9 protein-coding genes and 4 pseudogenes are annotated in these 17,915 nt (G+C 69.0%); 5 read left to right on the forward strand and 8 right to left on the reverse strand.

Annotated features, from left to right (window positions below; genetic code table 11):
* Window positions 1-69 precede the first annotated feature (69 nt).
* Both AB0A61_RS19745 and AB0A61_RS19750 read right to left on the reverse strand, forming a co-directional pair.
* Window positions 70-3,633 carry a helix-turn-helix domain-containing protein gene (locus tag AB0A61_RS19745; RefSeq protein ID WP_361293385.1) on the reverse strand — a complete coding sequence of 1,188 codons (3,564 nt, stop codon included), beginning with the start codon at window positions 3,631-3,633 and terminating at the stop codon, window positions 70-72.
* A 1,969-nt stretch (window positions 3,634-5,602) separates the two neighbouring features.
* Complete coding sequence (locus tag AB0A61_RS19750) at window positions 5,603-6,364, reverse strand: transposase (protein WP_361293388.1); 762 nt, start codon at window positions 6,362-6,364, stop codon at window positions 5,603-5,605.
* Window positions 6,365-6,756: 392 nt separating this feature from the next.
* Here AB0A61_RS19750 and AB0A61_RS19755 point away from each other — a divergent pair, with 392 nt between their 5' ends.
* Window positions 6,757-6,945 (forward strand): DUF3761 domain-containing protein, encoded by a 189-nt coding sequence (locus AB0A61_RS19755; RefSeq protein WP_361293391.1) that lies wholly within the window; start codon window positions 6,757-6,759, stop codon window positions 6,943-6,945.
* 506 nt (window positions 6,946-7,451) lie between these two features.
* On the opposite strand, the gene AB0A61_RS19760 is transcribed toward AB0A61_RS19755, so the two are convergent.
* A complete protein-coding gene (locus tag AB0A61_RS19760) occupies window positions 7,452-8,000 on the reverse strand; it encodes an N-acetyltransferase (protein ID WP_361293394.1) in 549 nt (182 codons plus the stop codon).
* 602 nt (window positions 8,001-8,602) lie between these two features.
* Window positions 8,603-9,865, reverse strand: a complete 1,263-nt coding sequence (locus tag AB0A61_RS19765) for a DUF418 domain-containing protein (protein WP_361293397.1) — start codon at window positions 9,863-9,865, stop codon at window positions 8,603-8,605.
* A gap of 219 nt (window positions 9,866-10,084) precedes the next feature.
* On the opposite strand from AB0A61_RS19765, the pseudogene AB0A61_RS19770 reads away from it, so the two are divergent.
* Both AB0A61_RS19770 and AB0A61_RS19775 read left to right on the forward strand, forming a co-directional pair.
* A pseudogene (locus AB0A61_RS19770) lies at window positions 10,085-10,752 on the forward strand (response regulator transcription factor).
* A 362-nt stretch (window positions 10,753-11,114) separates the two neighbouring features.
* Window positions 11,115-11,303, forward strand: a complete 189-nt coding sequence (locus AB0A61_RS19775; RefSeq protein ID WP_361293400.1) for a hypothetical protein — start codon at window positions 11,115-11,117, stop codon at window positions 11,301-11,303.
* Window positions 11,304-11,355: 52 nt separating this feature from the next.
* On the opposite strand, the gene AB0A61_RS19780 is transcribed toward AB0A61_RS19775, so the two are convergent.
* The 4 genes and pseudogenes from AB0A61_RS19780 to AB0A61_RS19795 all read right to left on the reverse strand — a co-directional run bounded on the left by AB0A61_RS19780 (window position 11,356) and on the right by AB0A61_RS19795 (window position 15,948).
* Window positions 11,356-13,815 (reverse strand): family 16 glycoside hydrolase, encoded by a 2,460-nt coding sequence (locus tag AB0A61_RS19780; RefSeq protein WP_361293403.1) that lies wholly within the window; start codon window positions 13,813-13,815, stop codon window positions 11,356-11,358.
* Between the two features lie 574 nt (window positions 13,816-14,389).
* Window positions 14,390-14,655 (reverse strand): annotated as a pseudogene (locus AB0A61_RS19785) (IS701 family transposase); the annotation flags it as partial.
* A gap of 17 nt (window positions 14,656-14,672) precedes the next feature.
* Window positions 14,673-15,252 (reverse strand): annotated as a pseudogene (locus AB0A61_RS19790) (transposase); the annotation flags it as partial.
* A gap of 105 nt (window positions 15,253-15,357) precedes the next feature.
* Window positions 15,358-15,948, reverse strand: coding sequence for a cation transporter (locus tag AB0A61_RS19795; RefSeq protein ID WP_361293406.1), 591 nt, complete (start codon window positions 15,946-15,948; stop codon window positions 15,358-15,360).
* A gap of 27 nt (window positions 15,949-15,975) precedes the next feature.
* Here AB0A61_RS19795 and AB0A61_RS19800 point away from each other — a divergent pair.
* Both AB0A61_RS19800 and AB0A61_RS19805 read left to right on the forward strand, forming a co-directional pair.
* Window positions 15,976-17,465 (forward strand): annotated as a pseudogene (locus AB0A61_RS19800) (heavy metal translocating P-type ATPase); the annotation flags it as partial.
* Window positions 17,462-17,869, forward strand: coding sequence for a (2Fe-2S) ferredoxin domain-containing protein (locus AB0A61_RS19805; protein WP_361293409.1), 408 nt, complete (start codon window positions 17,462-17,464; stop codon window positions 17,867-17,869). The pseudogene AB0A61_RS19800 and the gene AB0A61_RS19805, both read left to right, overlap by 4 nt.
* The last annotated feature ends 46 nt before the right edge of the window (window positions 17,870-17,915 follow it).

The following is a 17,915-nucleotide window of genomic DNA, read 5'->3' on the forward strand; positions in this document are numbered from 1 at the left end:
CCTTCAGCGCCGCCGGCTTCCGGTCGGCGACGGGTTCCGGCCACGCTCTGAGGATTCCTTCCTCTCCGGCTAACGCATGCACATCTGATGCCGAGGCTGGCCCTGGAGATATTGGGAGCGTTCCTGCTGGGTGAAGTCCCGGTGAAGGGCGCGGCAGATCATGTCGATTGCCTGGGTTGGGCGTGGAAGGCTCAGCTTCCACAGTTGGATCGTGCCGTCGACGTTACTGGTGGCGAGTGTGCGTTGGTTCGGGCTGATGGACAGCGTGGCCACGGCTTGTTCACGCCCGCTCAAGACGGCTCGGACGGTGCGCGTGGCCAGGTCCCACAGTCGCACCGTTCCGTCGGCGTGACCGACGGCGAGTGTGCGGCCGTCGGGGCTGAATGCCACCGAGGACGCCAGGTCGGTGAGGACGGCACGGCTTGCGCCGGTGGCCACATCCCACAGCCGTAGGGTTCCGTCGGCGCCGGCGGAGACGAGCGTGTGCCCATTCCGGCTGAAAGCGAGCGACACCACGACGTCTCTGTGCCCGGTGAGGACGGTCCGGCTCCTGCCGGTGGCCACGTCCCACAGGCGCACGGACGCACCGGTTCCGCCGGTGGCGAGGAGGCGCCCATCTGGACTGAGTGCCGCCGCCAGCAGGGTGTCGGACCGGGGGCGGTGGTGCACGACGGTGCGGAGCGTGCGGTCGCTCGCATCCCACTGTTGGACAGTACGGCCATCGCTGCTGATCAAGGCGGCCAACGCGTGGCCACCTGGCCGAAGGACCACCGATGCCACCGTGCCGGCGCCGACATTGAGGGCCCTGCGGGGGCGTTCGCCAACCGCGTCCCAGACGCGCAGTGTTCCACCCACGTCACCGGTTGCCAAGGTGCGCCCGTCAGCAGTGAATGCCATGGACGAGACGGTGGTGGATGCGGCCCGCCTGTCGTCGGGCGTGTCTTGGGCGATATTCCACAATCGGACAGTGCGGTCACGGCTGCCGGTGGCCAGAGTTCCTCCGTCAGTGCTGAACGCCACCGACGACACGCTGTCGGCGTGGCCGGTCAGGACTGCGCGGCTCTTGCCGGTGGCCGCGTCCCACAGGCGCGCGGTGCTGTCGTCACTGCCCGTGGCCACCACACGCCCGTCCGGACTGAACGCCACCGCCCGCACCGGCCCCGTGTGGCCGGTGAACCGGGCGCCAAGAGCGCCCGTCGCCGTGTTCAACGACTGCACCTGACCCCCGAGATCGCCGAGGGCCAGTACGCGGCCGTCGGGGCTGAAGGCCATCGATGTCAAGGGACCGAGCCCTGTGGGCCCGACAACACGCGTGCTGCTGCGGACCGCATCATGCACCCGAACCGTTCCGTCAGTATCGCCGGCGGCCACGAGGCGGCCGTCCGGACTGAGTGCCACAGAAGTCACACCTTGCGTGGAGGCGGGGAGAACCACGCGGACCGCACGGGTCACCGTGTCCCACAGCCATACCCTGCCGTCGGAACTGCCGGCAGCCACGGCACGGCCGCCGAAGCCGAACGCCACTGGCCCCCGGCCCTTGGCATGGTCGGGAGCGCTCCAGGCCTTCCCGCTGTCTGCAACGCTCTTGAGCCGCAGGGTCCCATCGGTGTCGCCGACGGCCAGGAGGCGGCCGTCCGGGCCGTAGGCGAGGCCGGTCACTCCTCCTGCGGAGGCGGGGAAGGCTGTACGGGCCGCACCGGTGGCCGCGTCCCACAGCCGCACCCTGCCGTCGGAGCTGCCGGCAGCCACGGTGCGGCCATCGGGGCTGAATGCCACCGCCCCGACAGGATCGGTGGGGCCGGTCAGCTGGTGCCGCAGGGGGAGGGCTGCCGCGATGTAGAGGCTGGAGGTGGCCTCTGCCGTGGGGCGGATCCGGTACGCCTGGACGGCCAAGAGCATGGCGAGATCGGGGTCGTCGCCCAGGAGAGAGGCTGACTGCGCGGCCAGTTGGCGGGACAGGGCGGTCTGCTGTGCGGCGACGGCTTCTTTTCCCCTGTGCTCGCTGGTCCGGTACTGGTTCCACGCGATCAGACTTGTGGTGACGGCGACGACAAGCAGGACGGACAGAGTGGCAGCGAGGAGGCGCAGGCGGCGGGTCGTGCGGACAGCCGCGCGGTGCTCACGGTCACGCGCGATCGTGCTGCTGGTGAGGAAGTCCCTCTCCAAACAGTTCAGATACTTGTCGGCGTCGGGAGCGGCGAAGGCTTCCTCGGCGGCCGCCAGGCGGGCACCGCGATACAAGGACCCCGGGTCGCGGCCCAGGGCCTCCCACGCTCGGGCGGCTTCGGTGAGCCGGCGGTGGACACGCAGGCGCGCCCGGGCTTTGTCGATCCAGGCGCGCAGCCGCGGCCAGGCAGCGATGAGGGCTTCGTGCGCGAGGTTGACCGTCTGCTCATCGAGCGTCACGAGCCGAGCCTTGACCAGCCGCTCCAGAACCTCCCCGGTGGCGGCGGAGTCGTCTGCGCCGTCCGCGTCCAGTTCCTCGAACGGCATGGGCCTGCACGTGTCCTGCGCGCCTTCTCCCGGAGTGATCAGCCGGAGAAGGATGTGCCGGGCTGACCGGGCCTCATGGGGGGACAGGCGGGTGTAGAGCTGCTCCGCGGTCTGGGCGAGAGCGCCCGCGACGCCTCCGGTTGCTTCGTAGGCCGTCAGAGTCAGGGTGCGCCCCTTGCGCCGGCGCCAGGTCTCCAGCAGAGCGTGGGACATCAACGGCAACGCACCAGGCTTCTCGCCGACATCCTCAATGATCCGTGCGGTCAGGTCCCGCTCGACGATCAGACCGGCTGCGGCGGCGGGTCTGACGATCGCCTGGCGTAGTTCGGTGGGGCTCATGGACCCGACGAGCAGGGTGGCGTCGCGCAGTGCCGCAGCCCATGCACGGTGGTCGGCGCAGTGGCCGAAGAAGTCCGCGCGTACCGCGATCACGACCCGCACCTTTTTCTCCGGGTCCGTCGCGGTCAGCAGCAGGTCCAGGCAGGCCTGTCTTTCAGCGGGGTCGGCGCAGAGCGTGAACAGCTCCTCGAACTGGTCGACCACGACCACCGTGTCGCCGCGCTCATCGCTCGCTCTCATCACGGCGGCGATGGCGGACATGGGTCGGGGACCGGGGGTCAGGATGCGGATAGCCGCCATCCGCAGGTCCGAGGCTGTCTCGCTCTGCAGGACAGGGATCAGTCCTGCGCGCAGCAGAGAGGACTTGCCGCTTCCGGAAGCCCCGACGACAGCGACCAAGCGGTGGGCATGCACCCGCTCGGCGAGCTGAGCCACGAGCTCGTCCCGGCCGAAGTACATCTCCGCGTCAGCGAGTTCAAAGCGGGCAAGCCCACGGTACGGCGACGGCGCGCCGGAGCCGTACTGCGGCTCAGCGGCCACCTCCCGGGCTACCGCACACCAGCGCTGTTCCCACTCCGCTTCGTCTGCGCCGCATGCTCGCGCATAGGCCAGCGTCACCTCAAGAGACGGCAGATGCTCCCCCGCAGCCGCTCGCGACAGCGTTGCCACCGAATAGCCCGCGCGCTGCGCCATAACGCGGTACGTCATCCCACCCGCTTCCCCGCGCAGCTTGCGTAAGTCGAAAGCGAAACGCTGCACCGGACCCGTAGCCGGATCCAGCGGACCCTCCCGACGCCCCATCCCCACCTCACGCTCAGCACGGCCAGTGGGGACAACCTTCGCACCGCGATATGCCTACTGCACCTGTGATCAGCATGTTTCAGCCGATGGCCGCCACTGGCCAGCCATCCGCATCTTTGTTGCACGTGGCAACGCAGGGGTGCGCAACAACGTCCCGACCCAGAACCCTGGTGCGTGGCCGGCGTCGGACAGCATGCCGAAGGGAAAGCGCCGGCCGCCCCAACCCTGTTTCTGTCAAGACCCCATCACGCCCTGACAGGAAACTAGAGAGATGTCCGTGAATCCGGCTGATGCGCCCGCTGTGGAGACAGCCGGTATTCGCGGCAAGCTGACGAAAGGAGACGACTCACCATGCGATTCGCCCACAAGGCGGTGACGGCGGTCGGCGCCGGTTTGCTGGCTGGCACGCTGCTGAACGTTCCCGCGGCGCACGCCGCCTCTCCCATCCAGGCCACCGTCCACACGGTGTTCTCGGACGAGTTCTACCTGTGCGGTAAAAACCAGTATGGGCAAGGGTGTGCACCGGGGAAATCCCGTCTCCCAACGACTGGAAGCGTGTCTACGGTTGGTGGTGGGTCGGAACGGTGGACTTCTACGGGACCCAGTTCCACAACGACGGAACCGCCACCACACGGCACCGCTCCTGCGACTCCAACAAACGCCGGCACGGCAGCTTCTTCGCCTGTTACGGCATCTGATCCGTCCAGTAGGGCGAGGCGGAAAGCCCGCGAAGCGCGGAGTGGCCCGGCCAGTTGCGCCTGTCCGGCGGATCATGCCGCAGACGTGGGGGCCGGCACGCCCATTTGCGGCGTTGTCGTCGGTTGCCGACTCCCCCGGGCGCAAACGTTGTTGGCTCAACCTGTTCATCGTCAGCACGAGGGGCGTCTCGGCGACGGCCGCGGCCTGCATTCTGCCCGGGCCAAGGTCGCTGGGCATGGTGTGCTCCGGCGGAAGCAGGCCGGAGCCTCACAGCAACGCCGATGGCTTCACAGTGCGCTCGGACACGGGCTCTGCCCGACCCGGAGCAGCCCGACGGATACGAGCACCAGCGCTGCCCCGCTGGTGCTCGTATCCGTCAGCCGTGCTGAAAGCGCCGCCGGTTCCGGGAGTTGGCCACCCGCCGCTGCTCAACGTCCGTCTGTGCGGCGCAACAAACCGCGCCGCAGGCCCGATACCGTAGCGGCCTGTGGTCGAAGGGGCCGACGAGCTCCCGGCGGCCAGACGCCGCACGATGGCCGGTACGGAGAGGCCGGCCGCCTCCCCCTCCCGCATGGCGAAGCCGCACAGCTCCCCGGAACCGGGGCATCGCCGTTCGGGCAGGTGCGGGAAACCTCAGCCGGGGCTCGCCGACCTCACGGCCTGAGCTCGTAGTCCCAGCCTTCTTCCCGACCGCCGTACCCCGGGCACTCGGCCTTGTTGTATTCGAACCGGAAGTCCCGGCTTGCGGAGTCACCGGTCGTGCACAAAATGTAGACCTTGACGCGCTTCCCCGTCCCCGCACACTTGACGTGCCGGCGGTGTCCATGACCAGGGCCGGCAGAGTCCCGCCAGCTGGTGCATCCGGCAGCGGCGAGAGCCTGCTCCTTCGTGGCGCCCGCAGAGGAAGTCCCGGCGGGGGTTGTGCCAACCGCCGACTGAGTGGCGATGACGCCACCGGACAGCGCTACGGAAGCACCGGCGGCCCATGACGCGCCCGCACCTCCTGCGACGAGACCGCCTGCCAGTACCACGGTGGCCATACCCCGGCCCAACTGCTTGTTCAACGTTCCTCCCAATGTCTCCACGCCGCTTCCCGACTGGGAACGGTCCACTGAATCGGACGAGAGCGACATCACCGTCCGGTGCGCACCACTCATCCGGGATGGCCGACGCCCCAGTCGACATGGCTGTCCGACGCCGGGCCACGCACCAGGCTTCCGGGCCGGCTCGTTGTTGCGCAGCCCCGTAGCGCCGCATGCAACAAACCCTTTCAGCAGTGCAACCGCCCGAGTTGCCGGGGATACGGGCGTCGCGCAGGGTCGTCGGACCCTGCGGACGGCTTCCAAGTGGCTGTTTCGCCGAACTCGTTGCCGTGGCAGGGCGAGCGGCCGCGGAAGCCCCAGGTCCGTTCGGTGAGCAGCGCGCCGATCGCGGCAACCAGGTCCATCGGCTCGCGTCCGTCACGGCGCACCACCGTGGTCGGACGGGGCTGCTTGGCCTTCGCCGTACGGCCGCCGCAGTTCTTCCGGGCCTGCTCCATCGCGGCCCGCAGCGCAATCCGGGCCAGGTCGACGCCGGACAACTCGCCACTGCTCATGCCTGCCCCCACGGGATGTAGCCGAGGTTCAGCGACTTCCAGGGCATGAGGGGCGGCTACCTTGACCGCCTTGCCGTAGGCGGTGGCCCGGTCCCGACAGATGATCTTGGCTCCGGGATGGTCCTTGAGCCGGGCCGCGAACGTTTCGGAGGTGCGATCGGGCAGCACGTCCACGACCCGGCCGGCCTTGACGTCGACGAGCACGGTGCCGTAGTCGCAGCCCTCGCGGAAGGCGAACTCATCCACCCCCAGCACCGGCGGCGCACGGACCGGGACCCTCGGCGCCGTCAACAGCCTGAGCAGCCGGGTCTTACCCGCGGCCGGGCGTCCGCCGAGCTCGATCTCGATCGACCGCAGCCAGCCTGTCAACCGGGTGCTGGAGCGGCGGTGCCACTCGGGGTTGTGCGCCTCACCTGTTTCCGACAGTCCGGGCACCGGCCCGGGCGAGCGGTGGACACCGCCTCCACCACCAGGACGTCGCAGGGGTCGCTGGCGCGCTCCACTCGCACATCGATCCCGGGAAACAGCACAGCCTCGACCGTCTTGGTCGCCATAGCAGGAAACACCCTGCCGAAACGATCCCTCGTTTCCCCTGGCTGACCTGGGGATTGACGGAACTGCGAACAGAGCCATTTCCAAGAGTCTCAATACCCGCTGCGCCACGAAGGTTCAGATACCTGCCGGTAGATACTTCCAAGCGCTATAAACTCCCGCTGCACTTTGCTCGACTCGAAGGGGGGATTCCTTTGCGCGCACGTCTTGCTGCCCCAGCCGTCGCTGTCGCCCTTGCCGGCGTCTTCTTCAGCGCACCGACCGCATCGGCCGCTATGGTGCCGTCCACCAACACCGCCCACCACTGCATCCACCACACAACCGGGCTGTGCGGCTGGACGCACCATCAAAAGCCCAAGGACAAGTATGAGACAGCGCAGTGCAGGGACGCATCCCTGTCCTACTCGCGGCACTCGCAGGGCACCTGCTCCCACCACCGCGGCGTCCGCTACTGGTTCAAGTAGGCGCCCCCCCCCCGCAGGTCTCCTCCTCCGCACCCGGAAGAGGAGACCTGCTCCATTCAGGGCTGCACGCTCGGAGGCGTCACGGCGGGCCTTCTGCCGACCCCGACGCACCACGCATCAAAGTCGACCTTTCCCTTGAGAGGCGAGCCCCCGTCTTCGAACAAGCGAAGCTTTGCCCGCCTGAAGGCCGTGTATGCGAGCGGGCGACGGGAGGACGGGAGCGCCAACCGTGCGGCGGGGCGCCGTAGGCGTACCCGCTCTGCTCCGCCCTTTCGCGTCGGTCATGGCGGAGTCGGGCGGCGATCGTCGACCGTCCAAGCTGGGCGAAGACACCCATCATCTGGCGCATGGCGGTATGCATCGGGTCGTCCGGGTGGACCTCCCGGGTATTCCGCGGTGAAGGCGCTGCCGTGTTCTGCGACCCGGACAGCCTGGCGACATCGCGCCGTCCGGACCAGCATCCGCCGGCGCGTCACGTCACGACAGGGGCAGAGGTTCTCTTGGCGCTATGCGCTGGGGTCGCGGAGCCCGACTGCGTCGTGCCGCCAGAACGGCTCTGCATAAACCAGTGTCCCTGTCATCCATGGTTCGTACTCCGAGAGCCTGAGGGCCTGGAAGGCGCCATCTGGAATGCGCAGGGATGGCTTTCGGAAGCCCTGGTCGCCACCGGGCGCGAAGCCGAAGCGGGAGTAGTAGCCAGGATCGCCCTCCAGGAAGACCAGAGGTACGGCCCGCTCGGCAAGGACATTCAGCCCCTGTCGGACCAGGGCCGAGCCGATACCACGCTTGTGATGCTCGGGCATGACGGCCAACGGGCTGAGCACGTGCACCGCAACCAGTCGCCGAGGGGCATCGAGCAGACTGCGGGTGAACATGACGTGCCCGACGATCTGCCCGTCGACCTCAGCGACCAGTGAGAGACCGCCCCCGGGCGTGATAGTGCCCCGCAGGGTGTCGACCAGGTCGGCCACGACCAGGCCGTGGTCACCGAATGCCCGCAGGTGGATGTCCCGCACAGACTCTCTGTCGCTCGGAAGTTCTTCGCGAAGGTCCATGACCGGAGGGTAAGGACCCGTCCCAGTCGTTCGCACACGGTTTTGAAGCCCGAAGCATGCGCGGTGAGTGTCTCCGCGTTGCACACCACATACAGCGTCCGAACGGCACGTCACATGACCACGGAACAAAGGTCCTCTGATGCGGCGCCAGCGGACAGGACGAGTTCTTCCGTCGGCTCAAAGCCGTGCCCACGAGCGGAGAAGGCCCACTTCGCGCCAGGCGGTTACGGGCCCATGGTCTTCACACGGGTGCTGTTGTATGCATGCGAGCAGTGTCCCGGGGCGCCGGGTGGAGCGGGGGTGGATTCGGGCGCACCGAACACGAAATGGGCACGATCAGGCTCTGACCTCCGGAAGAGCTGCCGTCGCCGTGGTCGGCCGGTGGGCCGGCGCAGGTCCAGGTAGCAGCGCAGCCGCACGCCGCCCCTGTACGCGACCGGCTTCACCACCGCGTTCGGCGTCCACAGTTTCGCGGCGAAGCTGGGCACAAGGTGCCGGCCGCGTGCTCACGTCTCCTGTGCGGCCTCGCACAGGTAGCGGGCTCAGCTCGACGACCGAGCGAGGCTCGCTTACGCGCTGCCGGTGCGCACCTTATGTGATGTTTATTTGATGTTTCGTGCCAGCCGGGTGGCGATGTGGAGCAGGTGCTCCAACGGGCCGCGCCGAAACAGTCGGTTCCACGCGGTCGCCAGGAGCGTGGCGGCCGTGATGAAGCCGAACAGCACCGCCAGGGCGGACAGGGTCTGGCCCTCGATCACAGGTACGTACCAGACAGCGCTGAAGAACCACAGCGCGACGATGTGCAGGACGTACGCGGTCAGCGCTGTCATCCCGACGGCGGCAATGGGTCCCGCCAGGCGCGTCAAGCGCGGCATCCGTTCGGCGACGGTCAGGCACCCGGCGACTGTGCAAAGGGCCACTCCGGTGTTTCCGACGATGGAGAACGTCGTCTGGCTGTGGGGTGCCGCCACCAGCAACCAGGCGAGGGGGACATGGCCTTCGGGTTCGCCGACGATGTCGGACCACCAGGCGGACGAAGCCGATCCGCCGTCCGTGACGGAGGCGACGGCGGACAGCGCATGTGGAACCAGGCGAAGGGCAAGCCAGGAGCCGCCGTAGCCCAGCAGGGCGAGCGCACCGCCGACGAGCACGAGCCGGGATCTGATGGCTGGCCGCGTGAGGTCCAGCCGGGCCACCGCCATGCCCGCGATCAGGAACGGGACCCAGGTGAGCACCGGATACTCACCGGTGAACAGGAGTTCGATGATGCCGTCCGTGCCACTGATCAGGGCCAGGGGGTCATGGGCCGTGATGGCGTCCGCCCAGTTGCCCTCCTCGATGGACGTTCTGATCAGGTACAGGAACTGGGGCAGGGTCAGGGCACCCGCGGCAGCGATGAGGGCGAGCGTCCCTGCCCGCAATCGGTACAACGGGAGAACGGTCAGGAAGAGCAGCCCGTAGAAGCTGAGGATCACGTCGACGTCGGTGTCCAGGGCGGTCAGCGCGTAGCCGAGCGCCAGCAGGATGACGGCGCGGATCACGATCCTGGCCACTGCCTGACGGCCTGCGCTCCCGGTCCGGGGATGGGGGCGGCCGGTGATGATGACCAGCGAGAAGCCGGCGAGCAGCGCGAAGAGAGCGGAGGAGCGACCACGCGCCGTTTCCAGCAGGAACCCCACCGGGCCGCCGACCGTGGCATCGGGCCCGACGTGGGCCGCGTACATACCGAAGACGGCAAGTCCGCGGGCCAGGTCGATACCGATCAGTCGCCCCGTCGAGGGCCTGTCGGTGGGGGCGGATGATTGTTCCCCCTCAAGAGGTGGTCTCACGTCTGCCGGCTCGATCACCGGTGTTGTCTGGGTCATGCCTTATGTGTTCACCGACGGTCTGCCCCAGCCACCCCGGCGGGTTCTGAAAACCCCCTTCTGACCGGCCGAAGCCACCCCTGCTGACCGGTCAAGGCGATCCGCCGCCGTCCGGCTGGGGCCGCGCCGCGAACCGGCGGGAATTCCCTCCCGGTCGCCCAGTGACGACCCTTGTGGGGGTACGCGTCGAACGGCGAGCATGCGACGAGCGGAGCGCATGTGATCCGGGTACTGGTGGCCGATGACGAAACTTTGATCCGCACGGGCTTCACATACATCCGCAACACGGCGAACGACTTTCGGTCGTCGCGGCGGTACCCGGCACTCAGGCCGTCCCCTCGGTGCGGGAGCTGCAGCCCGACATCGTCCTGCTCGACATCCGGATGCCGGACGTGGACGGGCTCACCATTCTGGCCGACCTCCGCCGCATGCCGCAGGCTCCGGCGGTCGCCATGCTCACCACGTTCGAAACCGACGAATACGTGGCGACCGCCCTACGCACGGGCGCTGCCGGATTCCCGCTCAAAAACACCGATCCGGAACAGCTTTCCCATCTTGTGCGCATGCTGGCCGAGGGCGGGACCGCGCTGTCGTCCGAGGACGCTCGCCGAGTGGTGGACGGCTACCTGGACAACGGCGTTCGCGACCCCACCGCCGTCCGCCTCGCCGCCCGGCTCACGGAGCGCGAGCGAGCCGTGCTCGTCCTCATGGCCGAAGGACTCGCCAACACCGACATCGGCGAACGGCTGCACCTGAGCACCAGCACCGTCAAAGGCCACGTCACCAACGGGCTTGGCAGACTGCAAGTCAGCAGCCGTGCCCAGGCGCCACCGATCGCCGAGCGCGCAGGTCTGCCCACGCCCTCGCAGGACGAGGGCGTACGGTGACCCCCGACGGTCGTCGGCTCTGCTTTTCGACACCGCCCTCGTCGGGTTCGCGCTGGCGGACGCCCCCATGGCCACGCTGTCCACGCTCTCCTCGCTCAGCCGCCACCCGCTCCGCCGGCCGGCTGGGCCCTGACGTATGCGGTCACCGACTACCTGCCCCGGCCGCGGCGTCCCTGAAGGGGCACGCAAGGGCCCTCCCAGGGCCGGGCTCACCCTCGCCGACGGACCGAGCCGCGGCGGCGGTTCAGGGGCGCGTCCCGCGCTGCCCCACGCCTGGAGACGCCCTGCGGGCACGAGTCGCCGGTGACGAGGACTTCGCCTCCTACAACCAGCCGTCCGGCGCCGACGGATCGGCGCGGCTATTGGGCAAACAGATCGAAGGACCGCAGACCGTCGAGCGCACCGGCGTCCGCCTGCCCGCCCTGCGCCCGAACGGGTCCGACGCCTGGCCGTCGACGGCCGGACCCGTCTGGAAACTCCAGGCCGTCGGCGAGAGGGCGGCATACGCTCTCGACGGACTTGCCCACGCCTACGGGGTCGTCGAGCAGTGATCGCGGCTGCGGAGCCCGACACCCGGTGCGGGCAGGCGGATACATGCGGCCGTCAGAGCTCCTTGATGCGGATGTTCCGGAATCCCACCTCTCCTGTGTGGGCCTGAAGTCCGATGAAGCCGGAGGCCGGGTCGGTGGCGGCGGGCTTGCCGCGCCAGGTGTCCGGGTTCGTGAAGAGCGTGCTCTGGGCGCCGCCCAGGTGCACGGTGTAGGTGCTGCCGCGGACTTCGATCTGGCAGTCCGTCCATTGTCCGGGGACGAGTGGGGCCGGCCGCTGGTACGCCTGGCCGCCCGGGACGGCTATGCCGTAGACGGCGCCGGTGCGGTGCTGGTCCTGTCCGTCCGGGGCTGCGGTTTCGTCGATCTGGATTTCGAAGCCGGTGTCGACGGCGACCCAGTGCTGGTTGTTGTACGGGATCAGATGGGTCGGGTCGGCCCGGTCGGGGACCGGCTGCTTCGGGTCCCGGAAGCGGACGAAGATTCCGGAGTTGTCGGACACTGCTCCGATGCGGAGTTGCAGTCGCAGGACGAAGTCGCTGAAGTTCTGGCGCGCGTAGTACAGCAGGCCGAGTTCGTTGCCGCCCGGTTGCGTGACGATGGCCCCGTCGACGAGGGCGAACGCGCCGCCGCCGACGCCGCGCCACAGGCTGAACGTGCGGTCGGTGCCGTCGAAGAGGTGACGGAACCCGGCTTCAGGGGCTGCCGGTTGCGGTACCGGCACGATGTGGTCGGCGGTCCGGCGGGCGAGGGCGACCCCGGAGAGCATCGGGTTGGGCGAGCCGATGGCCGGCAGGACGCTCGGGCCGACGGCATGGAGGTTGTCGCTTTCGTGCAGGCGCCCCCAGACGTCGGTGACCGACGTTGCCGGATCGTCGCCCATCCACAGGGTGCCGCTCTCGTGGTGGGTGGAGGACAGCGTGTCGCGGCGTACGTCGCTCGTGGGTGGGGTGGCCTGCCAGCCGGCACGGCCCAGGTACTGGATCGGGCCGCCGTGGGCCAGGATCAGGGCGACTTCGTCGGTGGCACGGTCCAGCGCTTCCCACAGCGCCATGTTGCGTCCGACGGGGTCGGCAGGATCCTGCGCCTCCAACCGGACGAGTGCCCTGGCCTGTCCGTAGTCGTACGTGTCCTGCGGGCCCAGGTAGTCGAGCGTGATCCGGTTCATCGGATCGGGTGAGGTCTTGTCACCGGTCATCTCTCCGATGCCGCGCAGGGTGACGACGACCCATTCGTCCGTCAGGTCGCGGAAGCGGTCGAGGGTGTCGATGTCGGGAATCTTCTTGAACAGCTCGGCCTCGGAGTCGGTGCCCGGCGCGCCCACGCCCGAGGCCGTGATCTGCAGGTGGAAGTGGCCGAGGCTGCCGTCGGTGTGGGTGTGGACGCCCTTGACGAACAGGGCCGAGACGGCGAGTTCCTGGATGCCGGCCAGGGCGGTGCCGAGGGAAGCGCGCGGCAGTCGGATCGTGACGTTGGAGCGCAGGTGCGCCATCAGGTTGCGGCCGATCTGCCGGTGAGTGTTCGGCAGCGCCGTCAGGGCCAGCCGGGTGCTCTCCACCGTTCCCAACGCCAGGAAGACGTGACCGGTGGCGGGGACGTCGACGACGCCATGATTGGTTACCACCCGGGTGATGCGTCCGCCCTGACGCTCCAGCCGGATGACCTTGGTGCGGTCGACCAGCATCAGCCGCTTCTTCACATCCCGCTCGGCAGGCCCGCCGACCGCGCTCTGTTCCGCCTCCGTCTGCGCCAACCGCGCGGCACGCACCAGAAGTTGCATACCGTTGAACTTGTTGAACGGGAAGAACCCGGGGCGCGGTGACGCCGACTGGACCGCAAGTGGGGCGTCGAGCTCGCGTAGCAGCCGTTCCTTCGGGGCCCCTGCGGTCATCGGTGTACCACGGTTGCCGACAAGAGCGGTGGAGGTGCCGGCGGGTCGGGTGCGCAGGCCGTTGTAGAGGCGGTCCTTGAGAGTGTCATGCAGGGGGCCGTAGACGAAGTCGTTGGTCTCGGCGGTGCCGATCTGTTCCGCGGCGGTGTCCAGGTATCCGCCTGCCGTGAGGTCGTCACGGACCGCCTTGGGCCACCCGGCCAGCTCGGAGTCGATGAAGTACGGCGACCATCCGCCCCAGAACAGGGAGCGGCCACCCGGGCAGAACGCCAGGCCGGGGAAGCGCCGGTTCCACACCTGCGGACTGTCAGAATTCCAGGGAACTCCCCAGACCTCACCGGGATTCAGCTGGGGCGGAAGATTCTGCGTGTGTTCCGGAAGGGCGAACGGACCAGCCTCCAGAACAAGGATTCGATGCGTGCGCGATGTGTCGTTGAAGAACAGATGACTCGCAAGAACCGCTCCGAAACTCCCGCCGCCCAGCACGATCAGGTCGAACGGTCGCGCATCGGCATGCGCGGCGGTATCGGTGCTGGCCAGGGCCTCGTCCAGGCCGTTGCACACGTAGCGGCCCAGGACGTCCAGGGTGAAGTCGGTGGTTTGGGGAACGAGGCTGGTCGGCATCTTTTGCCCCCTCCGGCTGATGGGTACGTACGCAAGACTTTCGCGGCACGTCTGGCAGACCGGTTTAGTCAGCAATAGGTCGACCGTCAATGAATTAGGGGAATTACAAGAGAGTGTTCCGCTTCAATCCTTTCCATGCTCGGTTCAGCCCGTCATGGCTGCAACTTGGTCGCGGCCGCCGCAATCAGCCTGAGATGAATGAGCGGGAGCATCGGGTCGAACTGGATGGCGAAAGACGCGCCTCAGGGCGGTGCCGGCCCATGCTGCAGGGCGTTCGGTGACAGGGTGCAGGCATGTGCATCGTCGAAGAAAGAGCATTCCACGAGACGGACGAGATCAGGGCAGCCAGGGGCTGCCGCTGCACAGGAGCACGTACGTCGCGCTCCGCCGGGTCGACGAGCCCACTCTCAGAAGTACCGGCTGCCACTGGGGACGATCACTTGGAGCCGCACCAGTTCGTCGATGTACGGATTCGGTATCGCCGGGCCGTGGGCCCACTCCATGACGTCCATCCGCCAAGGGGCGTTGGCGGTGGTCGACGATCCGTGGATCGGCGATGCGTTCGGTTGTCGCCAGCGCTCTGGAAGCACTCCTCGATGGCCCACCGGCTGCCGGCGATGCGGATCAGCTCGTCCAGCGTGGTGTCGGCGGGGCAGTAGGCGACGTAGTAGGTTACCTCCCCGGGCCGGCTGACACTGCGGCGGGCGAGGACCCAGTGACGGCGGTCTTCCCGGTGCCAGGGCCTGACTTCAACGCGTGCCCAGTCGTAGATGCGCAGGCCGTGGGCCCCTGGCCGCAGGAGCATCGCTTCCACATCTCTCGCGGCAGACCGTCGAACAGGCGGCGCCGAAGGCCTTGTCCTCGGCGGCGTCGGTGGCCTCGGCGTCGACCAGCAGAGCGGCAGCCCTGGCCTCCAGTTCGGCGATCTCGGCCTCGACCTGCTCCTCCTTGTCGACCAGACGGCCATAGCTCATCGCCTTGTGCTTCGAGGCGTTGGCCTTAAGTTTCGTGCCGTCCAGGGCAACGCGGCCCATTGACCATGCCGAGCTTCTGCGCGAGGTGCCGCGACTGGAGGAACAGATCCAGGAGGGAGCCCAGGTGGCGGCGACGGAACCGGGCGATCGACCGGAAGTCCGGGGCCTGGCCGGCGGCCAGGAAGCGGAACGCGACATCATCCACGCACCGGCGCTCAATCGCCCGGGAGGAACGGACCCCGGAGGTGTAACCGGAGATCAGCAGCCGCATCATCAGCCGCGGATCACAGGGCGGAAAGCCCCGCTTCTCGGTGTGGTCCGCCAGGATCGGCCCGAGATCGAGCACCTCGTCGACCAGGTCGGCGACGAACCGGGCCAGATGATCCTCCGGCAGCCAGTCATCCAGCGAAGGCGGCAGCAGTAGGACCTGGTGCGGGTCGAACGCCCGGAACGTCTTGTCCACCGCCGCCGCACGACGTGGCGACTGTCCGCCCTCGGCCGGCTCGGCGTAGAGAGGGTTCCCTGCGTCGGGGCGGCTTTCGCATGTCCTGGCTCGTGCCGTGGTGGGTCAGTGGTCGCCGGGGAAGATCTCCCGTACCTCGCGGATCGCGTAGTAGACCAGCACGTATCCGGCGGCGGGGTCGGCCCACCACCAGCCGACGGTGGCGTTGAGTACGAGGCCGAGCAGGACGGCTGCGGCGAGGAGCCCGTCGATCAGGGTGACGCGGCCTTCGGTCTTGAGTACGGGGTTGTCCAGGGCGGCACCGGCGCGGGCCTTGCCGGCTGCGAGGGCGAACATCACGGCGGCGGTGATCGCGCTCCAGGCGATGCCCAGCGGCGAGCGGTGCGGATGGTAACCGGCGGCCAGAACCCACGTGGACTGCACGAGCAGGTAGACGGCGAGAAGGCCGAAGCCGACGCCGATCAGCTTGAGGGCGCGGCGCTGCCGGTCCTGGCCGGCCCCGGACAGCTCCCAGACCACCACGGTGGACGCGCCGATCTCGATCAGCGAGTCGAGGCCGAATCCGGCCAGCGCCACCGACTTCGCGGAGATCGCCGCGAAGGCGAGTACGACGATGCCGACGACGTTCCAGGCAAGGGTGGTGTATTCGAGGGCGAAGCCGCGGCGGAGCAGGGCGGTGCGGGTGGTGGCGTCCATCGTGGTCACCGCCCGAGTCTCGCAGGCCCCACCGAGCAGCTGGCCGTGGGCGACACCGTTCTGGTGCGCCCGGGTGAGCGGATCGGCGCCGACGGCCGCGTCCTGGACGGTGCGAGCGACGTGGACGAGGCCACCATCACCGGCGAGCCCCTGCCCGTGGTCAAGCAGGAGGGCGACGAGGTGTTCGCCGGCACCCTGAACGGCACCGGCGCGCTGCGGGTGAAGGTCGAGCGGGACCCGTCCGACTCGGTGATCGCCCGGATCGTGGCGATGGTCGAGGAGGCGTCCGAGACCAAGGCACCGACCCAGCTGTTCATCGAAAGGGTCGAGCAGCGGTATTCGATCGGGATGGTGGCCGCCACGGTCGCCTTGTTCGCGCTGCCGTTGCTCTTCGGCTCGGCGCTGCAGCCGACGCTGCTGCGAGCCATGACCTTCGTGATCGTCGCCTCCCCGTGCGCGGTGGTGCTGGCCACCATGCCTCCACTACTGTCCGCAATCGCGAATGCCGGACGCCACGGCGTCCTGGTCAAGTCCGCCGTGGTGATGGAGCAGCTCGGCCAGGTCGACGCGGTGGCGCTGGACAAGACCGGCACCCCGCGGGTGACCGACATCCGCCCGCTGCCTGCCTCCGGCCTGAGCGAGGAGGAACTGCTGCGGCTCGCAGCGGCGGCCGAGCACCCCAGCGAGCACCCGCTGGCCCGCGCCGTCGTGGACGCCGCCCGCACCCGCGACCTGGACATCCCCGTGGTGGAGGACTTCACCTCCGCCCCCGGCACCGGCGTGACGGCCACCGTCGATGGCAAGGCCGTCCCGGTCGGCAGCCCCGCCCGGTTGCTGAACGGCCGCAACACCCGGCCGCCGCGGTCGCAGCCCGGCTGGAGGACGAGGGCCGTACCGCCGTCCTGGTCGAGGTCGAGGACACCCCGGTCGGGGTGCTGGGCATCGCCGACCGGCTGCGCGAGGAGGCCGCCGCCACCGTCGCCGCCCTCACCGGCCTGACCGGAACCGCGTCGGTGCTGGTCACCGGCGACAATCCGCGCGCCGCCGCCCGCCTGGCGGAAGAGGTCGGCATCACCGACGTCCGCGCGGGCCTTCTCCCGCAGGACAAGGTCACCACCGTGAAGGAGCTGGAGCGGGCCGGACACAAGGTGCTGGTGGTCGGCGACGGCGTCAACGACGCCCCCGCGCTGGCCGCCGCCCACACCGGCATCGCCATGGGCCGGGCCGGCTCCGACCTCGCCCTGGAGACCGCCGACGTCGTCGTGGTCCGCGACGAACTGGCCACCATCCCCACCGTCGTCGCGCTCTCCCGCAGGGCCCGGCGTCTGGTGGTGCAGAACCTGGTCATCGCCGCGGTCTTCATCACCGGCCTGGTCATCTGGGACCTGGCCGGGACCCTGCCACTGCCGCTCGGTGTCGCCGGACACGAGGGCTCCACCGTCATCGTGGGCCTGAACGGCCTACGCCTGCTGGCCGACGGCGCCTGGCGCCGCGCCCGCAGTGGGAGGGGCCAGTGAGCCGCCGCAGCCGCAAGGCCGCCCCCGCGAATGCGGAGGCGGCCCGCTGCACGGTCACCGTCTGCCGCGGCTGCTGCTGCGGCACGGCGAAGATCCCCGGCCTGGACCACCCCGCCCAGCTCGACCATCTCCGCTCATCCCTCGCACAGATCGCCCAGGTACGCATCACCGGCTGCCTGGACGCCTGCGAGCACACGAACGTCATCGTCATCCAGCCTTCTCGCGCCGGTCGCGCGGCCGGCGGACGGCCCGTCTGGCTCGGCCTGGTCAACGACCGCGACGCCGCAGACGACATCACGGCCTGGGTCGAAGCCGGCGGGCCGGGCCTGGCCGTCCCACCTGGCGTCCTCGACCTGTACGTCTTCAGCCCGTCCCGCCGCATCCGCCAAGCCGTCGAGCCCTGACCCGTCCGATCCGGTAACCGCGTCACCGGCCGGTATCCCCTGCGCG

Origin of the sequence: Streptomyces sp. NPDC046197, assembly GCF_040646295.1 — a bacterium.
Classification (GTDB): Bacteria; Actinomycetota; Actinomycetes; order Streptomycetales; family Streptomycetaceae; genus Streptomyces.